Here is an 18,624-nt window from a genome sequence, read left to right as displayed (position 1 = left end):
GGCAGGTCTCGCTGGTCTGGAATGCTGGCAAAGGAAGGATCAGTAGACCCATTCCGTCTCGCGCCCGCCGATCACCACCTTGCGGGTGCTATGCAGCTTCCACAGGGGTTGGGGCAGCGACTGGGCAAATTGGTCAATGGCGGCGTTCAGCCTGTCGCTGTGCTGGCGATTGGCGGCGGAAATATCGGTTTTTTCCCAGGGGTCCTGCGCCAGATTGTGCAAGGCGCGGCTGCCCCAATCATCCGAACGCCACACCCGCCACGGCCCTTGCTTGGCGGCATAGACCGGTGCCTGGCCCCAAACCATCAAGCGCTGATCGGGGCCTTTACTCTGGGCGGAGGCGATTAGGTCCTGCCCTTCCAATTCGCGCGGCAGGGGGCTTTCGGGCGCGGCCGCTTTCAAGATGGTCGGCAGGATGTCGAGCGAGGAGACCGATTGATCGACCACCCCTTTGGGCTTCATCCCGCGTGGATAGGCGAAAAGGAAAGGCACCCGCACGCCGCCTTCCAGATAGGTGAATTTGCCCGCGCCCCATGGATGGGCTTCGTTGCAGAAACCAAATTGCACCGGACAGCCATTGTCAGACAGGAACACCACCATCGTGTTCTCACGCAGGCCGCGCTGTTCCAGCTTGTCCAGAATGCGCCCCACGCCTGCGTCCATCGCGGCAATCATCGCCACATAGGTGCGGCGCACGGGGTCCTTAATGTGGGCAAAGCGGTCATACCACGCCTGGGGCACCTGCAAGGGCCAATGGGGCGCATTATAGGCGACATAAGAGAAGAAGGGCTGTTTCTGCTTGGCCGAGCGGTCAATGAAATCGACCGCATGATCGGTGATCTCGTCGGTGAGATAGCGGTTGAAATTGTCCACCCGATGGCGGCCTGCCCCTTCGATCACCACCCCATTGCGCAGGCGCTGTTCAAACGGAGGTTTGCCCGCATCCGCCTTGGTCGGGGTGGTGACGATGCCGGGGGTTTTGGGATCGACATAGACCGTCTCCCCCGCCAGAAATCCGAAAAATTCGTCAAAGCCGCGATTGGTGGGATAGAACCGGTCCTCTGAACCCACATGCCATTTGCCAAAGGCGCCGGTGCGATAGCCTAGCGGCTTGAGCCTTTCGGCGATGGTCTTTTCCGAGACGGGAAGGCCTGCGCCTGCATCTCCCTCGTCATTGATATTATAGGTAAAGCCAAAGCGCATCGGCATGCGGCCGGTCAACAGGCCCGCGCGCGATACTGCACAGACCGAGGCGGTGACATAGCCGCTGGAAAAGGCCGCACCAGACGCCGCAATACGGTCCAGATTGGGCGTTGGTACATCCCGCCCGCCATAGGCCGACACATCCGGCCAGCCCAGATCATCGGCCAGAATGACCAGCACATTGGGCATGCTGGCTCGGGGCATGCTGGCTCGGGGTGTGGCGGTGGCGGGTGGGCTGGCCATGGGGCGGGCGTTGGAGGCAGGCCGCGCGGGGGCGCCGCTGGCCGGTGCATAGAGCAACAGGCTGGCGGTGGCCAGCAGGGCGCAAAGCGGGATGCGGGCCATCATTCTTCTCCTTGCGGCGAGCTTTTGCAGCCGGCCTCGATAGCGGGGCGGGTAGGGTCGTTGGACGGCTGCCCCGCGCACCATGGGAAGCGGACAGGGCTCAGCGGCCCATCCTTCACGCTGTCCAGCACCCTTTGCAGGTTGGCCTTGTGTTTGGCGGCATCGCCCTTGGGCGCGGTGATTTCGGTTTCGCGGCCCGACATATCATCCAGCGCCATGAAGCGCCCATCACCATACAGCTTGTAGCTGGCGTCAAACACATAGCGGGACGGAGCAAATTGCCATTGCGGGGCATAATGCTGAAAGATCCAGCTGCGCGCGGCGGGTTTCTCGCCTTTGGCCACCGCCCATTGGCTAACCCCGTCCAGTCCTGTGGGCGCTGTTATACCGCTGGCCTCGGCCATGGTGGGCATGATGTCGGCAAAGTCAAACAGGCCCTCGCGGCTGCTGCCGGCCGGTAACAGGCCGGGCGCGCGCAGGATCATCGGCACATGGGTGCCCGACAGGGTGGGCGTGCCCTTGCCGCCGCGCACGTCATGGCCCGCGCGGGTCGAGGTGATCTGGCGATTGGTGCCATTGTCGCCGGAAAAGATCACCAGCGTATTGCCATCCAGCCCCTCGGCCTTCAAGCGGTCCATCACATCGCCGACCAGCCTGTCCATATAGGTGACCATGGCGGCAAATCGGGTCTTGGCCCCCTGTGCCCCCATATTGTCCGGCGTAGGCACAAAAGGATTATGCACCAGCACCATCGGGTAATAGAGAAAGAAGGGCTTGTCCTTGTGGCGGCTGATGAAATCCAGCGCATAGCGGCTGTCGGCATCGGGCCCGAAGCCTTCCTCGGCGATTTTTGCGCGGCCATTGTCGGCGCGGGTTGGCCCCCAATAGCGCGACCCCTTGGCGTCCAGCGCCTTTAATTGCCACAGATAGCTTTCATCAAAACCGGCCTGTTGCGGGGTGATGCCCACGCGCCCGTCATAGCCATTGCCCATCAATTGCCATTTGCCGACAATGCCGGTGGCATAGCCTGCCGATTTCATCATATTGGCAAATGTGTATTGGCCGGGCGCCAGATAGCCAAAAGCCTCGTAATTGCGGTGGCTTTCCATGCCGGTCATCAACCGGACGCGCGACGGACTGCAGAGCGGCGTGGCATGAGCTTGCGTGAAGCGCACGCCTTCCTTGGCCAGACGGTCGATGTTGGGGGTGTAATATTCCCCACCATAGGCGTTGAAAGCCTCTATCCCGATGTCATCGGCCAGAATGAAGATGATATTGGGCTGGCCCGATCTGGCCGTATGCTGCCCTTGTGGCGGGGCTGCGGCGGGCAGGCTTTGGGCGGCAAGGCCTTGATGCATCATCAACGCCGAGAGCGAGGCCAGCGCCGCGCAGAATTTGCGCTTCATGGCGTTTCTCTCTCAACCTTCGCACTGGGGCGGTCGGCGGAATCGTCGAATTTTTCCCGCATGCGAAAGCGTTCCGGCGCCTCGGCCAAGGCGGGGGTGGAATAGCGGCGGGCCTGATCCCACCACAGGGCCTTCATCGCCTCCAGCCTTTCGGGATAGCGCGAGGCCAGATCGGTGCTTTCGGAAAAGTCCTGATCGGTGTTGAACAAAGCCCATTGGTCTTTGGCAAAATCGCTGCCTTGTTTATGCACCGCGACTGCCCGCCACGGGCCTTGGGTGATCGCGCGATTGCCGCGCAATTCGAAATATTGTACCGACCGCGCCGCAGGGGCCTTGGGCGACAGGATGGTGGGCAGGATCGAGCGCCCCGCGACCGGCATCTCGGCAAGGCCGTGCAGGCTCTTGGGAAATTGCGTCTTGCCCATTTGCGCCAAAGTGGGCGCGACATCGACCACATCGACATATTGATGACGGATGGCGCCGCCATCCTTGACCATTTTGGGCCATGACACGATCAATGGCGTGCGGATGCCCCCCAGATAGGGCCATAATTTATAGCGCCGCAGCGGGGTGACTCCGGCCATGGCCCAAGGGCGCTGATATTCGCTCTGGGTCTTGTCGCTGCCCAATTCATCAATCCGCGCCAACATCTGTTCCGCGCTCAACTTGTTGGGCGCATAGAGCCGCTCGAACGAGCCGCGCTGTCCTGCTTCGGAGGCGGCGCCATTGTCGCTCATCACCATGATGACGGTGTTGTCATATTGGCCGGTGGCTTTGAGATGGGCGATCAGGCGCCCAATCTGTTCATCGGTATGGGTGAGGAAACCGGCATAAGTGGCCATGAAGCGGGCATAGACCTGCTGCTCGGTCGGGGTGAGGTCGGCCCATGCCTTGTCGCCCGGATTGCGCGGGGGCAATTGGGTGTTGGCGGGCACAATGCCCATCGCCTTCATCCGCGCCAGCCTTTCCTCGCGCAATGCGTCCCAGCCCTTGGCATAGGTGTTGGCATAGGCGTCAATATAGGGGCGGGGCACCTGAATGGGGGCGTGTCCGGCGCCATAGGCCAGATAGACGAATTGCGGCTTGGCGCTGTCGGGTTTCAAGGCGGCGATGGCGTGGTCGGTGATGTCTTGGGAGAAATGGTATCCGGGCGTTTCGGGCGCGGCGATGCGCCGGTTCCCCTCGATCAGCTTGGGGTGGTATTGGTCGGTCCAACCCAGAAAGAAGCCGTAAAATTGGTCAAAGCCGCGCTGTAGCGGCCATGAACTGTTGTGGCCTGCACTGCCGTCCTGATCCTCGGGCGCCAGATGCCATTTGCCGAAACCGGCGGTGGCATAGCCAGCCCGCCCCAGCACTTGCGCGATGGTTTGGGCATTGGCGGGCATTTCGCCCCTGTCGCGGGTTTCGTCGGAGGGATCGACCTTGGTGGCGGGCAGGTCGGCCATGCGCACCGTTTGCGGGTTGCGCCCTGTTAGCAGCGCTGCACGCGTGGGGGTGCAGACCGCTTTGGTATCAAAGCGATTATAGCGCAGGCCGCGCGCGGCCAGAGCGTCCAGATTGGGCGTGCGGATTTCCGAGCCAAACGGGCCAAGATCGGAAAAGCCGACATCGTCCAGCACGATCAGCACAATGTTGGGCCGCTTGGCTGCGTCTTTTGCCTGCAGGGGAGCGGCGCAGGCCAAACTCAATCCAAGGCCTGTGGCGAGGCATAGGCTTGCTCGATTCGCGCCTCGCTTGGCGGGTTTTGTCATCGATCCACTCCGGATTCTGCGGTTTTACGTTTTGCGATCAGCTGTAAGAGGCTATCGTTGTCATGATCGAAAATGCACAGGACAGACGGCGCTGTCAATTTAGTAGTGACAACGTTGACGCTTTTTGTCATAGGGCCGGCATCCGCCCCGACAAGTGGGCGAGAATCAACAAGGGGGATGAGACTATGAAACGTGGCTGTGCCGCGCTGCTGGCTGGCGGCGCCTTGCTGGCTTTTGCCCAACCGCTTTATGCACAACAGGCTGCGGACAAGCCCGAAGTCGCGCCCGGTGAAATTGTGGTGACGGCGCAAAAGCGCGCGGAACGTTTGCAGGATGTGCCTTTGGCCGTGACCGCTGTGGCCGGTGAAACGCTGGCCACGCGCGGTATCACCGATACCAAAAGCCTGACCCAGATTTCGCCAACCTTATCCTATCAACAGGGCAACAACCCCTCCAACTCCAGCTTCCGTATTCGCGGCATCGGCACCGCTGTTTTCGGTCAGGGCACCGAAAGCTCGGTTTCCACGGTGCTGGATGGCGTGGTGATGGCGCGTCAGGCGCAGGGTTTTTCGGATCTGGCCGATATTGAACGGATCGAAGTGCTGCGCGGACCCCAAGGCACTTTGTTTGGCAAGAATGCCACCGGCGGGGTGATCAACATTGTCACCGCCCGCCCCAGCAAGAGCCTGTCGGGCAAGGTCAATGCCACCATTGCCGAAAAGGGCGAATACCACCTCAATGGCACGGTTTCGGGTCCGTTGAGCGACAAGCTGGGCATGCGTGTCTCGGGCTTTTACAACAAGGACGAGGGCTACATTTACAATGTGACCCTGCGCCGCAAAACCAATGGCTATGAATCCTTTGGCCTGCGCGGCAAGATGGAACTGGATCTTGGCCGTTTCAATGTTCTGGCCACGGTGGATTATTCCAAAAACAACGCCTTCTGCTGCCAGTCGGTGCTGATCCGTTCGGACAATGCCAATCTGACTGCGCTGGCATCGCCCGTGGTGCCCGGCCCCAACAATGCCCAGGTCAGTTCGAATGGTGATAACACCTCGCGCACCTCGCAGCAGACCTATTCGCTGGAGGCCAAATATGATCTGGATTTCGCCACGATCACCTCGGTCACCGCATGGCAGCATTACAGCTTTGACAATACGGTGGACGTTGACGGGATCAACACCGCCGTGCCGATCTATACCGGCACCAATGCGGTTGCCCAATATGACGTGAATGGCGGCCCTTTCACTCTGGGCGGCTTTACGCAGGAATTGCGCCTGTCCAACTCGGGCAAGCAGAAGCTGAATTACACCATCGGCGGCTTTTTTGCCGATACCACGCTGGACCGTGAATTCACCCGCCGCTTTGTCAATTGCACCGCGACGGGGCTGACTTTGGGGGCAGTTTGCCCCTCGATTAATCTGGCGGGTTTTTCGGGCCACCACCGCGCCCATTTGCGCCAAAGCCAGATCGCCGGTTTTGCCCAGTTTGACTATAATATCCTCTCCGGCCTGAAGGCCTTGGGCGGGGTGCGTTGGCAGCATGAAAGCATTTCGGTCTGGGGCAAGCAGGACACGACTGCACCTTTCGCGGGCGACACCATCCTGCAAAGCGGCTATCCTTTGACCGAAGGCTATACGGCGGCATCGGATGATGTGTTGACCGGCAAGATGGGTCTGCAATATGAATTCAGCCGCCGTGCGCAGGTCTACACCTCCTATACGCGCGGTTATAAGGGGCAGTCGCTGGGTACCGAATTTACCCAGACTTTCAACAACAACCCCGTTGTCCAGCCCGAAACGGTCAATGCTTTCGAACTGGGCTTCAAGGGCAACACGGCTGATCGCAAGGTGAGCATTGCGGTCGCTCTGTTCCTGGCCAAGTACAAGAACCTGCAGGTGCAGGCCAATCGTTCGGACCCGTCGACCAACACGTTCACTTTCGTGACGACCAATGCCGGCGCCTCCGAAACCAAGGGTGTCGAGGTGGAACTGACCCTGCGTCCGGTCGATGGCCTGAGTGTGGCCATGTCGGGCAGCTATGTCAAAACGCGGTTTGATGCCGATGGCATTGGCTGTCCGCTGCAAAATCAGGCGGCCTATGTGGCGGTGACCACCGGTACGGCGGCGCCCTATAACACCTGCTTCCGCTATCGCACCGGCACCACGCTGGTATCGGGCGCGGCGCAGAATATTCAGGGCGGCATTTTGCCCAATACTCCGACATGGCGTCTGGGGGTAAACCCGCGTTTCGAACATCCCTTGGCGGGTCGTATTGCCTTTGCCGACGTGAATGTGGCCTATCAAAGCGCGATCAATTTCGCGTTGGAACAGGACCCGCTGCAATGGCAGAAGGCCTATACCACCGTCGATGGTACGCTGGGCATGCGGGCCGAGGAGAAGGGGCTGTCCTTCTCGCTCTTTGTGAAAAACCTTACCAACCAGCGTTATTACACGGCGATGGGCACGCCGGGCCTGTTCACCACGCAGGCGGTCACCCCCACCAACCGGACCGGTTTCTTGCCCAAGGGCGCCTTCCGCTATTTCGGGGCAACGCTTGGCTACAAATTCTGATCGACGGATCAGGGACGGGGAAAGGGGGGCTTGGGCTCCCCTTTTTCTTTGGTGATGGCGCAAAACCTGTGGGCGCAAAGGTCAAAGCGTGAGGTCAAGGCTTGCATTGCGGGGCCGCTGGCGACACAGTGGTTTTAAACAAAATTAAATAGCCCGTTTCGGGGGAGGAGAGAGATAAAGATGGCCATGTCCATCACCGGTTCCAGTGCCGACCAGCATTCTGAAGCCCCGGCCAGTCTGGCCCTGCAAATGCGCGTCATGCTGCTTTGTGCCTTGGTCGCTTTTTGCGACGGGTTGGACACGCAGGCCATTGCCTTTGTCGCGCCGGTGATTTCGGGCCAGTGGGGGATTGCACCGGCCTTGTTGGGGCCGGTGTTTTCGTCGGGTCTGGTAGGTCTGGCTCTGGGCGCGTTTCTGTTCGGCCCTTTGGCGGACCGTTTCGGGCGGAAACCGGTGATCCTGCTCTGCGTCGCCCTATTCGCGCTATGCTCTTTGGGCACGACCTTGGCGCAGAATATCGGGCAACTGACCCTTTGGCGGGTGGTGACAGGGCTGGGACTGGGCGGCGTGCTGCCCAATCTCATTTCGCTGACCAATGATTATGCCTCGGCCCGCCTGCGCCATGTGTTGGTGATGGTCATGTTCTGCGGCTTTCCGCTTGGCGCGACGATAGGCGGACTGGTGACTGCGCCAGTGGTGGCTTGGGGCGGTTGGCAGGGTGTGTTCTATCTGGGCGGCGGCTTACCTCTGGTGTTGTTGCCCGTCTTGTGGCTGGGCCTGCCCGCCGCGCGGCAAAAGGGCAAGGGTGAGGCGGTCGCCTCTGCTGCTGTGGGCCAGATTTTTGCCGAGGGCCGCTTGGTCCCCACATTGCTGCTGTGGATGGCCTTTTTCTGCAATTTGCTGGTGATGTATTTTCTGGTCAACTGGATGCCATCTTTGCTCAGTCTGGTTGGTTCCTCGCTTTCGCTGGCCACTTTGTCTGCGGCTATCCTCAATCTGGGCGGCATTTTCGGAGCTTTGGCGCTCTCCTATCTGATCGCGCGTTTTGATCCCTTGCGCTTGTTGGCCATGGCCTATGTTTCGGGGGCGGTTGGCCTGATGGTGATGGGCATGGGCGGGCAGAATGTGCCGGTGTTGTTGGCGGCTTCTGCCTATGTCGGGGCGGTGGTGGTCGGCGGGCAGATTGCGATGAATGCGGTCACCGCTTCGTTCTATCCCGCCTCGGTCAAGTCGACCGGTGTGGGTTGGGCCTTGGGCGTGGGGCGGATCGGGTCGATCATCGGTCCCTTGCTAGGCGGCGCTTTGCTCAAGCTAGGCTGGCAGGGCATGGCGGTGATCAAGGCGGCGATAATGCCCATGTTGCTGGCCGCGCTGGCGGTGGCTTTGTTGCGCTGGCGGCAATCGAGTAAAACCGCCAGCGCATAAAGGCGTTAACTGGCCGAGGGCGAGATCGGCGCGGATTTGGCGGCGGGCGCTGGTTCTTGAGCCGATATTGGCTCTCGTTTCGCTTCGGCGCGGCCCGAAGCTGACAGGTCCATCATCATCCCGCCCTTGCCCTGATAACGCGGCCATTTGGGCAGGCCAGCGCCATTCGGATTGCCGGTCTTGACGAAATGGACCAGATAGCTGCTGGTGATCAGGCCCATTTTCCGGTCGGCAGGCTTGGTGTCCTTGTCATATTTGATGTCGGCGGTGTCGAAATAATAAGGCAGGTCATCGGCATGGATCGCGCCAGCCTGTTTGCCGGTTGGGGCGGCATCGGCGACATAGGAAAAACGGTAATAATAGGTCGGCACGTCCGAGGAGGATAGCAGCGCCGCCAGATCCCTTGCGCCCTTGATCATCATGCCACTTGGCCCGCCCATATCGCCGCTGGTCGCGCCGATCATCACCGGCACATGCCGGAATTGGCCCGATGTATAGGCCGGCAAAGTGTCCACCGTGATCTTGCCATCGGGGAAGGGGCTGCTGAAACTGCGCTTGCCGTTGGCCAGAACGCTGCCCAGCTTGATGTCGCCGCGCAAGGCATCGGCGGGCAGGGCGCGCAATTTGGCCAGAGCTTGCGGATCATCTCCGGCAATATTCTGGGATTGGCCAAAATCCACCCCGATCGCTTCGGCCGCGGCCAGCGTGGGCGTGCCGATGAAATGCCCATCCCCGCCAGAGGCAATCGCCGCCCGTTTGAATAGCCCCTTGGCCAAAGGCGAGGTCAGCAGGTTGTGGACCGACATCCCGCCCGCACTCTCGCCAAAGATGGTGACATTGGCCGGATCACCACCAAAGGCGGCAATATTGCGTTGGACCCATTGCAGCGCCGCGATCTGGTCTAGATAGCCGTAATTGCCCAGCTTGCCTTGATCCTCATCGGCCTTGGTCAGCGCGGGATGGGCAAAGGTGCCAAAGCGGCCCAGACGATAATTGAGGTTGACCACCAGAATGTTGCGACTGGCCAAGCGGTGCCCTTGGTAAATGGGGCGTGAGGCCGAACCATTGACGAAGCCGCCGCCGTAGATCCAGACAAGGACCGGCAATTTCTGTTTCACCCCATGCGGGCGCCAGATGTTGAGATAGAGGCAGTCCTCGGCAGGTTCGGAGCCTTTGGGTTGAAAGCCCGTGTAATTCTGCACGCAATCATGGCCATAGTCGCTAGCATCGCGCAGGCCTTGCCATGCCGGAGCAGGTTGTGGCGCCCGCCAGCGCAACGCGCCCACCGGTGGGGCGGCAAAGGGAATGCCCTTGAAGGCCTCTACGCCATCGGCCTCGACGCCGGACAGACTCCCTTGCGCAATCGTGACCTGCGGGCGCTGTGCCAAGGCAGGGGATGCCACGCATAGCGCGCTGATGGCGCAGGCGAGGCCTGTCGTGGTCGATGTGGTCGCGGCTTTCACGGTCATGGCTCTCCGGTTTTGGTGTGACAGATTCATCGTCTGTCTGCCGGAGCAAGCTGCCCATGATGGGGCTATTGGTCAATCCAAAATGCGGAATGTTTGGCTTTTTGGTCAGGAGAGTAGGGGTGGCGCTCCCCCTACTCCCCTGTGGTTCAGAACCGGCCCAGATCCATCACCTTGGCCCATGCAGCCGCAAAGGCGGTGACGAAGGGCTTTTCACCATCTGCCGCGCCATAATGTTCGGCAATCGCACGCAATTGCGCATTCGATCCGAACAACAGATCCACGCGGCTGCCTTCCCACTGGTCATCGCTGGTGCTGTAATGCCCATCCTTGCCCTGCCACACGCCCGTGGTTCCGGTGGCCAGCAGGTTGACGAAGAAGTCATTGCTGAGCGTGCCGACCCTATGGGTGAACATGCCTGCCTTGCTGTCTCCGACATTGGCGCCCAGCACGCGCAGGCCCGCCACCAGCACGCTCATTTCCGGCACGCTCAAGGTGAGCAGATTGGCCTTGTCCACCAGCAGCTCCTCGGGCGTGCGGGTGGTTTTGACGCCGATGTAATTGCGGAAACCATCGACGCGCGGTTCCAGTACGGCAAAGCTGTCGGCATCGGTCTGATCAACCGTGGCATCGGTGCGCCCCGCCGTGAACGGCACGGCGATGTCGTAACCGGCAGCCTTGGCGGCGGCCTCCACACCGGCGTTGCCCGCCAGCACGATCAGATCGGCAAGGCTGACCTTTTTCGCACCCTTGGCATCGAAACCGGCTTTGATGCCCTTCAGCACCTCCAGCGCCTTGGCCAATTCATCCGGCTCGTTCACCGCCCAGTCCTTTTGCGGAGCAAGGGCAAGGCGGGCGCCATTGGTGCCGCCACGCTTGTCGGAATGGCGATAGGTCGCCGCCGAGGCCCATGCGGTTTTGACCAGACGGCTGACCGACAGACCGCTGGCAAGGATCTGCTCCTTGAGCGTGCGCGCCTCGGCTTCGTCGATCAGCGGATGATCCACTGCGGGCACGGGGTCCTGCCAGATGCGCGGCTGCGCGGGCACATCGGGACCGAGGAAGCGCGCAGGCGGCCCCATATCGCGGTGGGTCAACTTGTACCACGCCTCGGCAAAGGCTGTGGCCAGTTCATCGGGGTTGGCGAGGAAATGGCGGCTGATCTTTTCATAGGCCGGATCGAAACGCAGCGCGAGGTCGCTGGTCAACATGCCGGGCGCGTGGGCCTTGGCCGGATCATGCGCATCGGGCACAGTACCAGCACCGGCCCCGCCCACCGGCCGCCACTGATGCGCGCCAGCGGGACTGGTGGTCATTTCCCAATCATAGCCGAACAGGTTTTCGAAATAGTGGTTGCTCCATTGGGTCGGCGTCTGGCTCCACGTTACTTCCAGTCCGCTGGTGGTGGCATGGGCACCGCTCGACGCGCCTGCGTGGTTGATCCAGCCCAGCCCTTGCGCTTCCAAGGGCGCTGCTTCGGGTTCGGGGCCCAGATTATCCGCCGCCACCGCGCCATGGGTTTTGCCGAAAGTGTGGCCACCGGCGATGAGCGCCACCGTTTCATAATCGTTCATCGCCATGCGGGCGAAAGTTTCGCGAATGTCGCGCGCGCTGGCCACCGGATCGCCATTGCCGCCCGGTCCTTCGGGGTTCACATAGATGAGGCCCATTTGCACCGCGGCCAAAGGGTCTTCCAGATCACGCTCGCCGCTGTAACGAGCCTTGTCATCCAGCCATTCGGCCTCCGCGCCCCAATAGACATCGTCCTCGGCCTCCCATGCATCCTCGCGGCCACCGGCAAAGCCGACCACGGGCAGGCCCATGTCTTCCAGCGCGACGGTGCCTGCCAGCACGATCAGGTCTGCCCAGCTGAGCGACTGGCCATATTTGGCCTTGATCGGCCAGAGCAGGCGGCGGGCCTTGTCCAGATTGACATTGTCGGGCCAGGAATTGAGCGGGGCAAAGCGCTGTTGCCCGCTGCCCGCGCCTCCGCGCCCGTCGCTGATGCGATAGGTGCCTGCGCTATGCCATGCCATGCGGATGAACAACCCGCCATAATGGCCGAAATCGGCGGGCCACCAGTCCTGACTGTCATGCATCAGCGCCACGATATCGGCCTTGACGGCGGCCAGATCGAGTTGCCCGAAAGCGGCGGCATAATCGAAGCTGGAGCCGGTCGGGCTGATCTGCGGCGCATTCTTGTTCAGGATCTTCAGATCGAGGCGGCCGGGCCACCACTGGCTGTTCTTCTCGGTCAAGGCCACAGTGGTCTTGCTGGCACCTTTGTGGAAGGGGCATTGCGCGGGTTGAGTCATGGCGGGTCCTTTTCTGCTCTGTTCTTGCCACCAATGTGCAGGAATGCGCCTGATCGATTCAATCTTAAGTCGATGTTTCAATAATCGTATAGGTCGATTATTGAAACATCAGACCGGCTCAGGATTCTTCCCCCTGTCCAACGCGTGCAAGCCCTGCATGGTTCCCGCCCCTATCCGCCTATCGGCCATAGGTTGAAACATTCTCGCCCGCAGTTGGAGGGCGCATAGGCTGCGCCCCATAAAGATATATTTGGCGAGAAAGACAGGGCTATGGCAAAGATCCTGAAGCGGGGCGTTGCGCTCCTGCTGGTGCTGGTTATGAGCGCTGGCTTGGCCTTGGGGCTGATGCGGGCAGGGGCGTTCAACCCTTCCCATGATGAGGTGCAGGCCCGATGGGGCGGCGCGCCGTCACGCTTTGTAGTGGTCAATGGCGTCACGCTGCATGTGCGCGATGAAGGCAAGGGGCCGGTGGTGCTGATGCTCCATTCCTCCATGTCCAACCTACGCATTTGGGACGCATGGGCCGATCGGCTGAAAACCCATTACCGCGTGATCCGGCTTGATTGGCCGCCCTATGGACTCAGCCGTGATCCGCGCCCATCCACCGGCCTTTCGGGCGTGATGCAGCTGATCGAGGCCTTTGTCGAACAGGAGCATCTGGAGCGTTTCGCCATTGTCGGTTCCTCCAGTGGGGCGACGCTTTCGGTGCTCTACACCGCCGCCCATCCCGACAAGGTGGCGGCGCTGGCGCTGTCCACCTTGCCGCTTGAGGCGCCGCCACCCACCCATGTTTCGGCCGCCGAAACCGCAACCATCTGGCTGCATGAAAATGTCGTGCCCAATTATTACCCCAAATTCTTCTACCGCTGGACCTTGGCCTCGCTTTACGGCGTGCCGGCGCGCTTGAAGCCGGAAACGGTGGATTGGTATTATGACACCAACAATCTGGACGGCGGCTTTGCCCGCGTCCGCGCCTATTATCAGGCCAATAAAAAGTCGCTGTGGAAGAAGGGCGCAGGCACGGAAGCCGCGCAGGTGAAAGTGCCCATCCTGTTGCAATGGGGCGACCGCGATATCGTGCTGCCCACCTATCTGGCGGACAAGGCGGTGAAGCAATTTGCCAATGCGCCGGTCACCCTGCTGCATTATCCCGATGTCGGCCATTATCCTATGCTGGAATTGCCCGACGAAACAGGGCGCGATCTCGACCAGTTCCTTGGCCGCGTCTTTCCCCAACATCCTTGATTGCTCGAAAGGTATTCCCCCATGCCTGCATGGTTTGTCGTTACCGCCCGCGTCCATGACCGCGAGGCTTTTGTCCAGAATTACGCCGGAGCCGCCGCCAAGTTGACAGCTGAATATGGCGGCACCTATGTGCTGCGCGGGCCGAGCGCCACCCAATTGGAGGGCGAGGGCAATGAGGGCGCATCGGTGGTGGTCACCCAATGGCCCGACCGCGAGACGGCGCTGCGTTTCTGGAACTCGCCTGAATATACCGCGCTCAAAAAGGCGCGCGAAGGGCTGGCCGATATTTCCGTCACATTGATCGGCGATTGAGCCATAGGGCCGCAGGAGAAGGCCTTATGGCACAGAGCGATAATCGATGGGCGATCCGTTTTGGCTCTGCCTTGGTGCCGGTGGCCCATGCGGCGGGGCAGAATGTGGTCACCGTGCTGGGCTTGCGCTTCATGACCGACAGTCTGGCCATTTCGGCGGGCACGGCGGGGCTGATCTTCGCGCTGGTCAAGATCTATGACGGCTTGCTCGATCCGGCGGTGGGCGCATGGAGCGACCGCGCGCAAACGCGTTGGGGGCGGCGCTTACCCTTTCTGTTTGTGGGCGGACTGGCTATGCCGCTGGGCGTGGCCATGCTGTTTGGCGCGCCGGATTTCGGATCGGTGCTGCTGGCTGAACTCTTTGTCACCCTTGCGCTGATCATCCATGCCAGCGGCTATACTTTGCTCACCATTCCCGGCTTTGCCATGGTGGTGGAAAGCTCGCCCGACCATCATGAGCGCACAAGGCTGATGGCGTGGCGGGTCTATGGCAATGCGATAGGTACGTTGATCGGCACCACTTTGCCCGGCCTGATTCTTGGCCGGTTGGGCGCGGGCCGAGGCGCGCATCTGGCCATGGCTCTGGCCATTGGCGCGGTGGTGCTGCTGGCCACGCTGCTGGCGGTGCGACTGCTGATCAAGGCGCCGCGCAGCCTGCCTCCGGCCCATCCGCGCCCCTTCAATCTACCCGCGCAGGCCAAACTTGCATGGGCCAACCAGCCCTTTCGCCTACTGGCGATTACCCATGTCTTCCTGCTGTTCGGCACCGCCATTGGCAGCGCGGCCATGGCCTATTTCAGCCGCTATGTGTTGCAGGCGCCCGATGGCTGGATTGCCACCTATTTCCTGTTTGCCACGGTGGGCATGGTAGGTTCGATTCCTGCTTGGGTCTGGGTGACGGGCGTTATCGGCAAGAAGGCAGGCTATATGACTGCCATGGCGCTTTACGGGCTGGTCAGCCTGTCCTGGCTGACGGCATCGCCACTCGATGCGGCATGGCTGAGCTCAGCGCGGGCTTTGCTGTCGGGTCTGGCGGGTGGCGGCACCATTCTTTGCGCCTATGCCATGCTGTCGGATGCGGTGCGCTATGATTATGTTTGTAGCGGCGAGCGGCGTGAGGGTGTGTTTGCAGGGCTGACCACCTTGCTCGACAAATTGTCCTCAGCGGCGGCTTTGGCGGCGATGGGGGCTTTCCTGTCGGCCATGGGCTATGTCTCGTCCACCATGGGCGGGACGGTGGCGCAAAGCGCGCAGGCGGTGCGGGCGGTGGCGCTTTGTGTGGGGGCGGTTCCTGCTTTAGCCATGCTGTGCGGGGTCATCGCCGTGTCGCGTTACAAGCTGGATCCGGCCAGCCTGATCGAACCCTCCAGCGGAGAAGGCGCATGAGTTCTATCGAAATTGTCGGGCTGGTATCGCCCTATCGCGGGTCGGAAGCCAGTCCACAGGCACCCGTCTATGACGCCAGCTTTGTGCCCGAGATTGCCCGCGCTTATGAAGCGGCCGGTTATGACCGCGTGCTGGTGGGGCAGAATGCCCGATCGGCGGACAGTCTGGTCAATGCCAGTTTTGTGGCAGCGGCAACCACGCGGTTGAAGCTGATGGTGGCGCATCGTCCGGGCTTTATTGCCCCCACCATGGCCGCCCGCGCGCTGGCTACTTTGGACCAGTTGAGCGGCGGGCGGGCAGGTGTGCATATTATCACTGCCTTTTCCGATATCGAAACCCGTTGCGATGGCGATTATCTGACCAAGGAACAGCGCTATCACCGCAGCGCCGAATATGTGGGCCTGTTGCGCAGAATGTGGGGTAGCTCTGCCCCCTTTGACCATGCAGGCGACTATTTCCGCTGCGATGCAGCCTTTAGCGAGGTGCATCCGATTGCGGGCAGTATCCCCGTGTTCTGGGCGGGCACATCGGAGCTGGGCTTGCGGTACGGGGCCGAACTGGCCGATGTCTATGCACTGGGGCCGGGCAGCGTGGCGCAAGTGGGCGACTTGGTAGCGCGGGTGAAGGCGCAGGCTGCGCAACATGGGCGCTCGCCCCGTTTCTCCATGTCGATGCGTCTGGTGCTGGCCGATAGCGATGATGCTGCTTGGGACCGCGCCACCGGCCTGTTGCGAGCGGTGGAGGAAAAGCAGGCGCGGCTTGGCCTGTTGGGCCGCGATTTGGGCGCGGCGGCGCAGGATGTGGCCCGCAAGGCCGCGCAGGCCGAGGCGGAAGATCCCCAGCTCTGGGCGGGACTTACGCAGGCGACACAGGGGCGCTTGCAGGTGACATGTCTGGTGGGTTCACCCGATACGCTGGTGGATGCGCTGATGCGTTACTGGCATGTCGGTATCGACAATTTCCTGATCACCGGTTTTGACTGGCTGCCTGATACGGCGCGGATCGGGGCGGAGATTGCCCCCGCCCTTCGCGCCCGCACCGTATCGGAGCAGCGTCAAATCTAGCGCCCCCAGCGCTGGTCCAACGCTTGCCCTACCTCGCGCTCGGTGGCGATCAGCGCTTCAAAACTGCGCGGCGGCCCGCCTGCGAAAGCCTCTGCGGGCCATAGCGAGGCATCATACAGGTGCCGGTGCAAATCGGGCTGGATCTGTGCCAGCAGATGCGCCGATGGCTGAGCGCGGGCGGCGCGCAGGGCGGCCATGTCGATGGTGGCAAGAGTGAACACCTCATCCACCTTGCGCCCGATGCTGGCGCCGTTGAAATCATAGGCGGCGCTGTCCACCGTGCCATCGGCATAATTGGCCATGGCCAGATAGGCCACATTTTCAAACGCCCGCACGGGTCGCACCAGATCCGCGCCTGCACGGTTCAGATAGTCCAGCGATTGCACCGCCGCCACCGGATTGCAGATCACCTCCGCCCCTTTCAGCGCCAGTTCCCGCACGGGTTCTGGCCAATGCACTTCCGCCCCGATCAGCGTGGCCAGCGTACCGAGTTCGGTATGCAGCACGGGGAACAGCGCATCTTCCCCGAACACATCGACAAAGCGCGAAAGCACATCGCCCGGGCTGGTGCGCAGGGACATGGCGTAGGTCTTGCGATAGATGAGCCCCACCTCGCCAGCGGGCGTGAAAATCGCGCTGGAGAGGAAATAGAGATCGGGGAAGGCGGGATGCCTTTCCGCCGTTTGCACCACGGCATAGGCGCCTGCCCTTTGGCAGGCCGCGCCGATGGCTTCCGCTTCCGGTCCGGGGAAAGTGATCGCCGCTTCCAGCCAGACATCCTGCCCCAAAGGCGTATAATGGCTGAGCGAGAATTGCGGGAAGACCACAAGTCTTGCCCCATACTCGCCCGCCGCTCTTGCGATCAGGTCGGCATAGAGCGCCACATTGGCGGCCAGCGCCCCTGCCACCACGCCATCGGCACCGAACACAGTTTGCGTGGGTGGGCGACATAGGGCCAGCGTATAGGGTGCGATCACGCGCTTACCCCTTCTTCCGCCGCGATCATCTGGCGCAGCAGCGGCACCAGCTTGCCCCCGATAATCGCGGCATCGTTGATCTGGTCCGGCCCGCGCAGCAGGAAGCGGGTGATGCCCAGGCGGCGATATTCCATCAGACTGTCCGCCACCTGCTCTGCCGTGCCGACAAGAACACTATTATTGCCGCGTCCATTATAGGCCTTGTTGAGGCCGGTCCACAGGCAACGGTCCAGCCAGTCGCCCTGCTTGGCCTGTTCGGCCATACGCTGGAAAGCACCAGCGGCGGGCTTGTCGCCGTCCTTTTCATGGGCGGCCATAATGCCCCGCGCGCCTGCATTCACTTGCGCCATCACCTTGTCATACAAAGCGGCTGCGCGGGCATGGGCGGCGGCTTCTGTTTCGCCCACAATGATCACCATGGTCATCAACACATGGATCGCCCGCCGGTGTCGTGCCGCCGCTGCATGGGCACGCGTGGCCAGCACGCCCGCACCGGCAAACGTATCGCCGCCTAAAGCATAGACATCGGCCCAGCGCCCGCACATATCTAGCGCCAGATCGGATGTGCCGCCAAAATAGACCGGAATCGCTCCCCTTTCAGGCCGCACCAGCGCATGGGCGCCGTTCATTTTGTAGAACTCGCCCCTGTGATCGAATGGCTCGGGCGAAGCCCACATTTTGCGCATCACTTCAACATATTCGCCCGCCACCTGATAGCGGTGTTCCTTGGTGTTGAAGGCACCATCGGCCTGTACCTCGCGGTCATCGGCGCCGACGATGATGTGCACAGCCGCGCGTCCACCGCTTAAGCGGTCGATGGTGGCCAGTTGGCGCGCGGCGGTGGTGGGGGCGATAAAGCCCGGGCGATGCGCCATCATAAAGCCAAGTCGCGTGGTTTGCGGGGCCAGATAAGTGCCAATTGCCATGCTTTCGGGCATGGTGGCGGCATTGGCGATCAGCACGCGGTCATAACCGGCCTTTTCCTGCGCCAGCGCGGCCTCGCGGATGAAATCAAGGTCGAAATCCAGCGCAGAGGGCGGATCGCCCACGCCGCCTGCGCGGTGGTTGACGATACCAATGATTTCCAGATCAGCGGGGGAAAATAGGGTCATGCTGCGTGGGTCCTTGCCTGTCACTTTGATGCGCAGGATTGGGCA

Annotated in this window: 13 protein-coding genes; 6 read left to right on the top strand and 7 right to left on the bottom strand. The window is 61.5% G+C overall.

What is annotated here, in order from left to right:
• Positions 1 to 39 precede the first annotated feature (39 nt).
• From EOE18_RS07630 to EOE18_RS07620, 3 genes are read right to left on the bottom strand one after another with little or no spacing between them, the layout of a single operon-like run.
• Positions 40 to 1,551 carry a sulfatase family protein gene (locus EOE18_RS07630; RefSeq protein WP_246027317.1) on the bottom strand — a complete coding sequence of 504 codons (1,512 nt, stop codon included), beginning with the start codon at positions 1,549 to 1,551 and terminating at the stop codon, positions 40 to 42.
• Positions 1,548 to 2,954: a sulfatase family protein gene (locus EOE18_RS07625; protein WP_127707867.1), complete on the bottom strand. Its 1,407-nt coding sequence runs from the start codon at positions 2,952 to 2,954 to the stop codon at positions 1,548 to 1,550. The genes EOE18_RS07630 and EOE18_RS07625 overlap by 4 nt, the downstream gene beginning before the upstream one ends.
• Entirely contained in the window at positions 2,951 to 4,642 is a 1,692-nt protein-coding gene (locus EOE18_RS07620) for an arylsulfatase (protein ID WP_246027316.1), read from the bottom strand. Before EOE18_RS07620 ends, EOE18_RS07625 begins: the two co-directional genes overlap by 4 nt.
• Positions 4,643 to 4,890: 248 nt before the next feature.
• On the opposite strand from EOE18_RS07620, the gene EOE18_RS07615 reads away from it, so the two are divergent.
• Both EOE18_RS07615 and EOE18_RS07610 read left to right on the top strand, forming a co-directional pair.
• Positions 4,891 to 7,278, top strand: coding sequence for a TonB-dependent receptor (locus tag EOE18_RS07615; RefSeq protein ID WP_164852695.1), 2,388 nt, complete (start codon positions 4,891 to 4,893; stop codon positions 7,276 to 7,278).
• A gap of 180 nt (positions 7,279 to 7,458) precedes the next feature.
• A complete protein-coding gene (locus EOE18_RS07610; RefSeq protein WP_220445984.1) occupies positions 7,459 to 8,703 on the top strand; it encodes an MFS transporter in 1,245 nt (414 codons plus the stop codon).
• Positions 8,704 to 8,708: 5 nt separating this feature from the next.
• Here EOE18_RS07610 and EOE18_RS07605 read toward each other — a convergent pair whose 3' ends face one another.
• Entirely contained in the window at positions 8,709 to 10,172 is a 1,464-nt protein-coding gene (locus tag EOE18_RS07605; RefSeq protein WP_127707861.1) for a carboxylesterase/lipase family protein, read from the bottom strand.
• Between the two features lie 146 nt (positions 10,173 to 10,318).
• Positions 10,319 to 12,484: a catalase/peroxidase HPI gene (gene katG / locus EOE18_RS07600; RefSeq protein ID WP_127707859.1), complete on the bottom strand. Its 2,166-nt coding sequence runs from the start codon at positions 12,482 to 12,484 to the stop codon at positions 10,319 to 10,321.
• A gap of 270 nt (positions 12,485 to 12,754) precedes the next feature.
• Here katG and EOE18_RS07595 point away from each other — a divergent pair, with 270 nt between their 5' ends.
• Genes EOE18_RS07595 through EOE18_RS07580 form a run of 4 tightly spaced genes read left to right on the top strand, consistent with a single transcriptional unit; the run spans position 12,755 to position 16,490 of the window.
• On the top strand, positions 12,755 to 13,729 hold the full coding sequence (locus tag EOE18_RS07595) for an alpha/beta fold hydrolase (protein ID WP_127707857.1): 975 nt from the start codon (positions 12,755 to 12,757) through the stop codon (positions 13,727 to 13,729).
• A 21-nt stretch (positions 13,730 to 13,750) separates the two neighbouring features.
• Complete coding sequence (locus EOE18_RS07590) at positions 13,751 to 14,041, top strand: DUF1330 domain-containing protein (RefSeq protein ID WP_127707855.1); 291 nt, start codon at positions 13,751 to 13,753, stop codon at positions 14,039 to 14,041.
• Between the two features lie 26 nt (positions 14,042 to 14,067).
• Positions 14,068 to 15,426, top strand: a complete 1,359-nt coding sequence (locus EOE18_RS07585) for an MFS transporter (RefSeq protein ID WP_127707853.1) — start codon at positions 14,068 to 14,070, stop codon at positions 15,424 to 15,426.
• Complete coding sequence (locus EOE18_RS07580; protein WP_127707851.1) at positions 15,423 to 16,490, top strand: LLM class flavin-dependent oxidoreductase; 1,068 nt, start codon at positions 15,423 to 15,425, stop codon at positions 16,488 to 16,490. Before EOE18_RS07585 ends, EOE18_RS07580 begins: the two co-directional genes overlap by 4 nt.
• On the opposite strand, the gene EOE18_RS07575 is transcribed toward EOE18_RS07580, so the two are convergent.
• Together EOE18_RS07575 and EOE18_RS07570 are read right to left on the bottom strand one after the other, a co-directional pair.
• Positions 16,487 to 17,467, bottom strand: a complete 981-nt coding sequence (locus EOE18_RS07575) for a nitrilase-related carbon-nitrogen hydrolase (RefSeq protein ID WP_164852694.1) — start codon at positions 17,465 to 17,467, stop codon at positions 16,487 to 16,489. The genes EOE18_RS07580 and EOE18_RS07575 overlap by 4 nt on opposite strands.
• Positions 17,464 to 18,579, bottom strand: a complete 1,116-nt coding sequence (locus EOE18_RS07570; protein ID WP_127707847.1) for an LLM class flavin-dependent oxidoreductase — start codon at positions 18,577 to 18,579, stop codon at positions 17,464 to 17,466. Before EOE18_RS07570 ends, EOE18_RS07575 begins: the two co-directional genes overlap by 4 nt.
• Positions 18,580 to 18,624: the final 45 nt, after the last annotated feature.

Source organism: Novosphingobium umbonatum, from assembly GCF_004005905.1.
GTDB classification, from domain to species: Bacteria; Pseudomonadota; Alphaproteobacteria; order Sphingomonadales; family Sphingomonadaceae; genus Novosphingobium; species Novosphingobium umbonatum.
This window is presented reverse-complemented; position numbering and strand designations above follow the sequence as displayed.

What these genes read in the sequence shown, in the direction of transcription:
- EOE18_RS07580 (WP_127707851.1), top strand. Translation starts at nt 15,423, where the DNA reads ATGAGTTCTATCGAAATTGTCGGGCTGGTATCGCCCTATCGCGGGTCG.
- EOE18_RS07625 (WP_127707867.1), bottom strand. Translation starts at nt 2,954, where the DNA reads ATGAAGCGCAAATTCTGCGCGGCGCTGGCCTCGCTCTCGGCGTTGATG.
- EOE18_RS07590 (WP_127707855.1), top strand. Translation starts at nt 13,751, where the DNA reads ATGCCTGCATGGTTTGTCGTTACCGCCCGCGTCCATGACCGCGAGGCT.
- EOE18_RS07595 (WP_127707857.1), top strand. Translation starts at nt 12,755, where the DNA reads ATGGCAAAGATCCTGAAGCGGGGCGTTGCGCTCCTGCTGGTGCTGGTT.
- EOE18_RS07585 (WP_127707853.1), top strand. Translation starts at nt 14,068, where the DNA reads ATGGCACAGAGCGATAATCGATGGGCGATCCGTTTTGGCTCTGCCTTG.
- EOE18_RS07630 (WP_246027317.1), bottom strand. Translation starts at nt 1,551, where the DNA reads ATGATGGCCCGCATCCCGCTTTGCGCCCTGCTGGCCACCGCCAGCCTG.
- katG (WP_127707859.1), bottom strand. Translation starts at nt 12,484, where the DNA reads ATGACTCAACCCGCGCAATGCCCCTTCCACAAAGGTGCCAGCAAGACC.
- EOE18_RS07615 (WP_164852695.1), top strand. Translation starts at nt 4,891, where the DNA reads ATGAAACGTGGCTGTGCCGCGCTGCTGGCTGGCGGCGCCTTGCTGGCT.
- EOE18_RS07610 (WP_220445984.1), top strand. Translation starts at nt 7,459, where the DNA reads ATGGCCATGTCCATCACCGGTTCCAGTGCCGACCAGCATTCTGAAGCC.
- EOE18_RS07605 (WP_127707861.1), bottom strand. Translation starts at nt 10,172, where the DNA reads ATGACCGTGAAAGCCGCGACCACATCGACCACGACAGGCCTCGCCTGC.
- EOE18_RS07570 (WP_127707847.1), bottom strand. Translation starts at nt 18,579, where the DNA reads ATGACCCTATTTTCCCCCGCTGATCTGGAAATCATTGGTATCGTCAAC.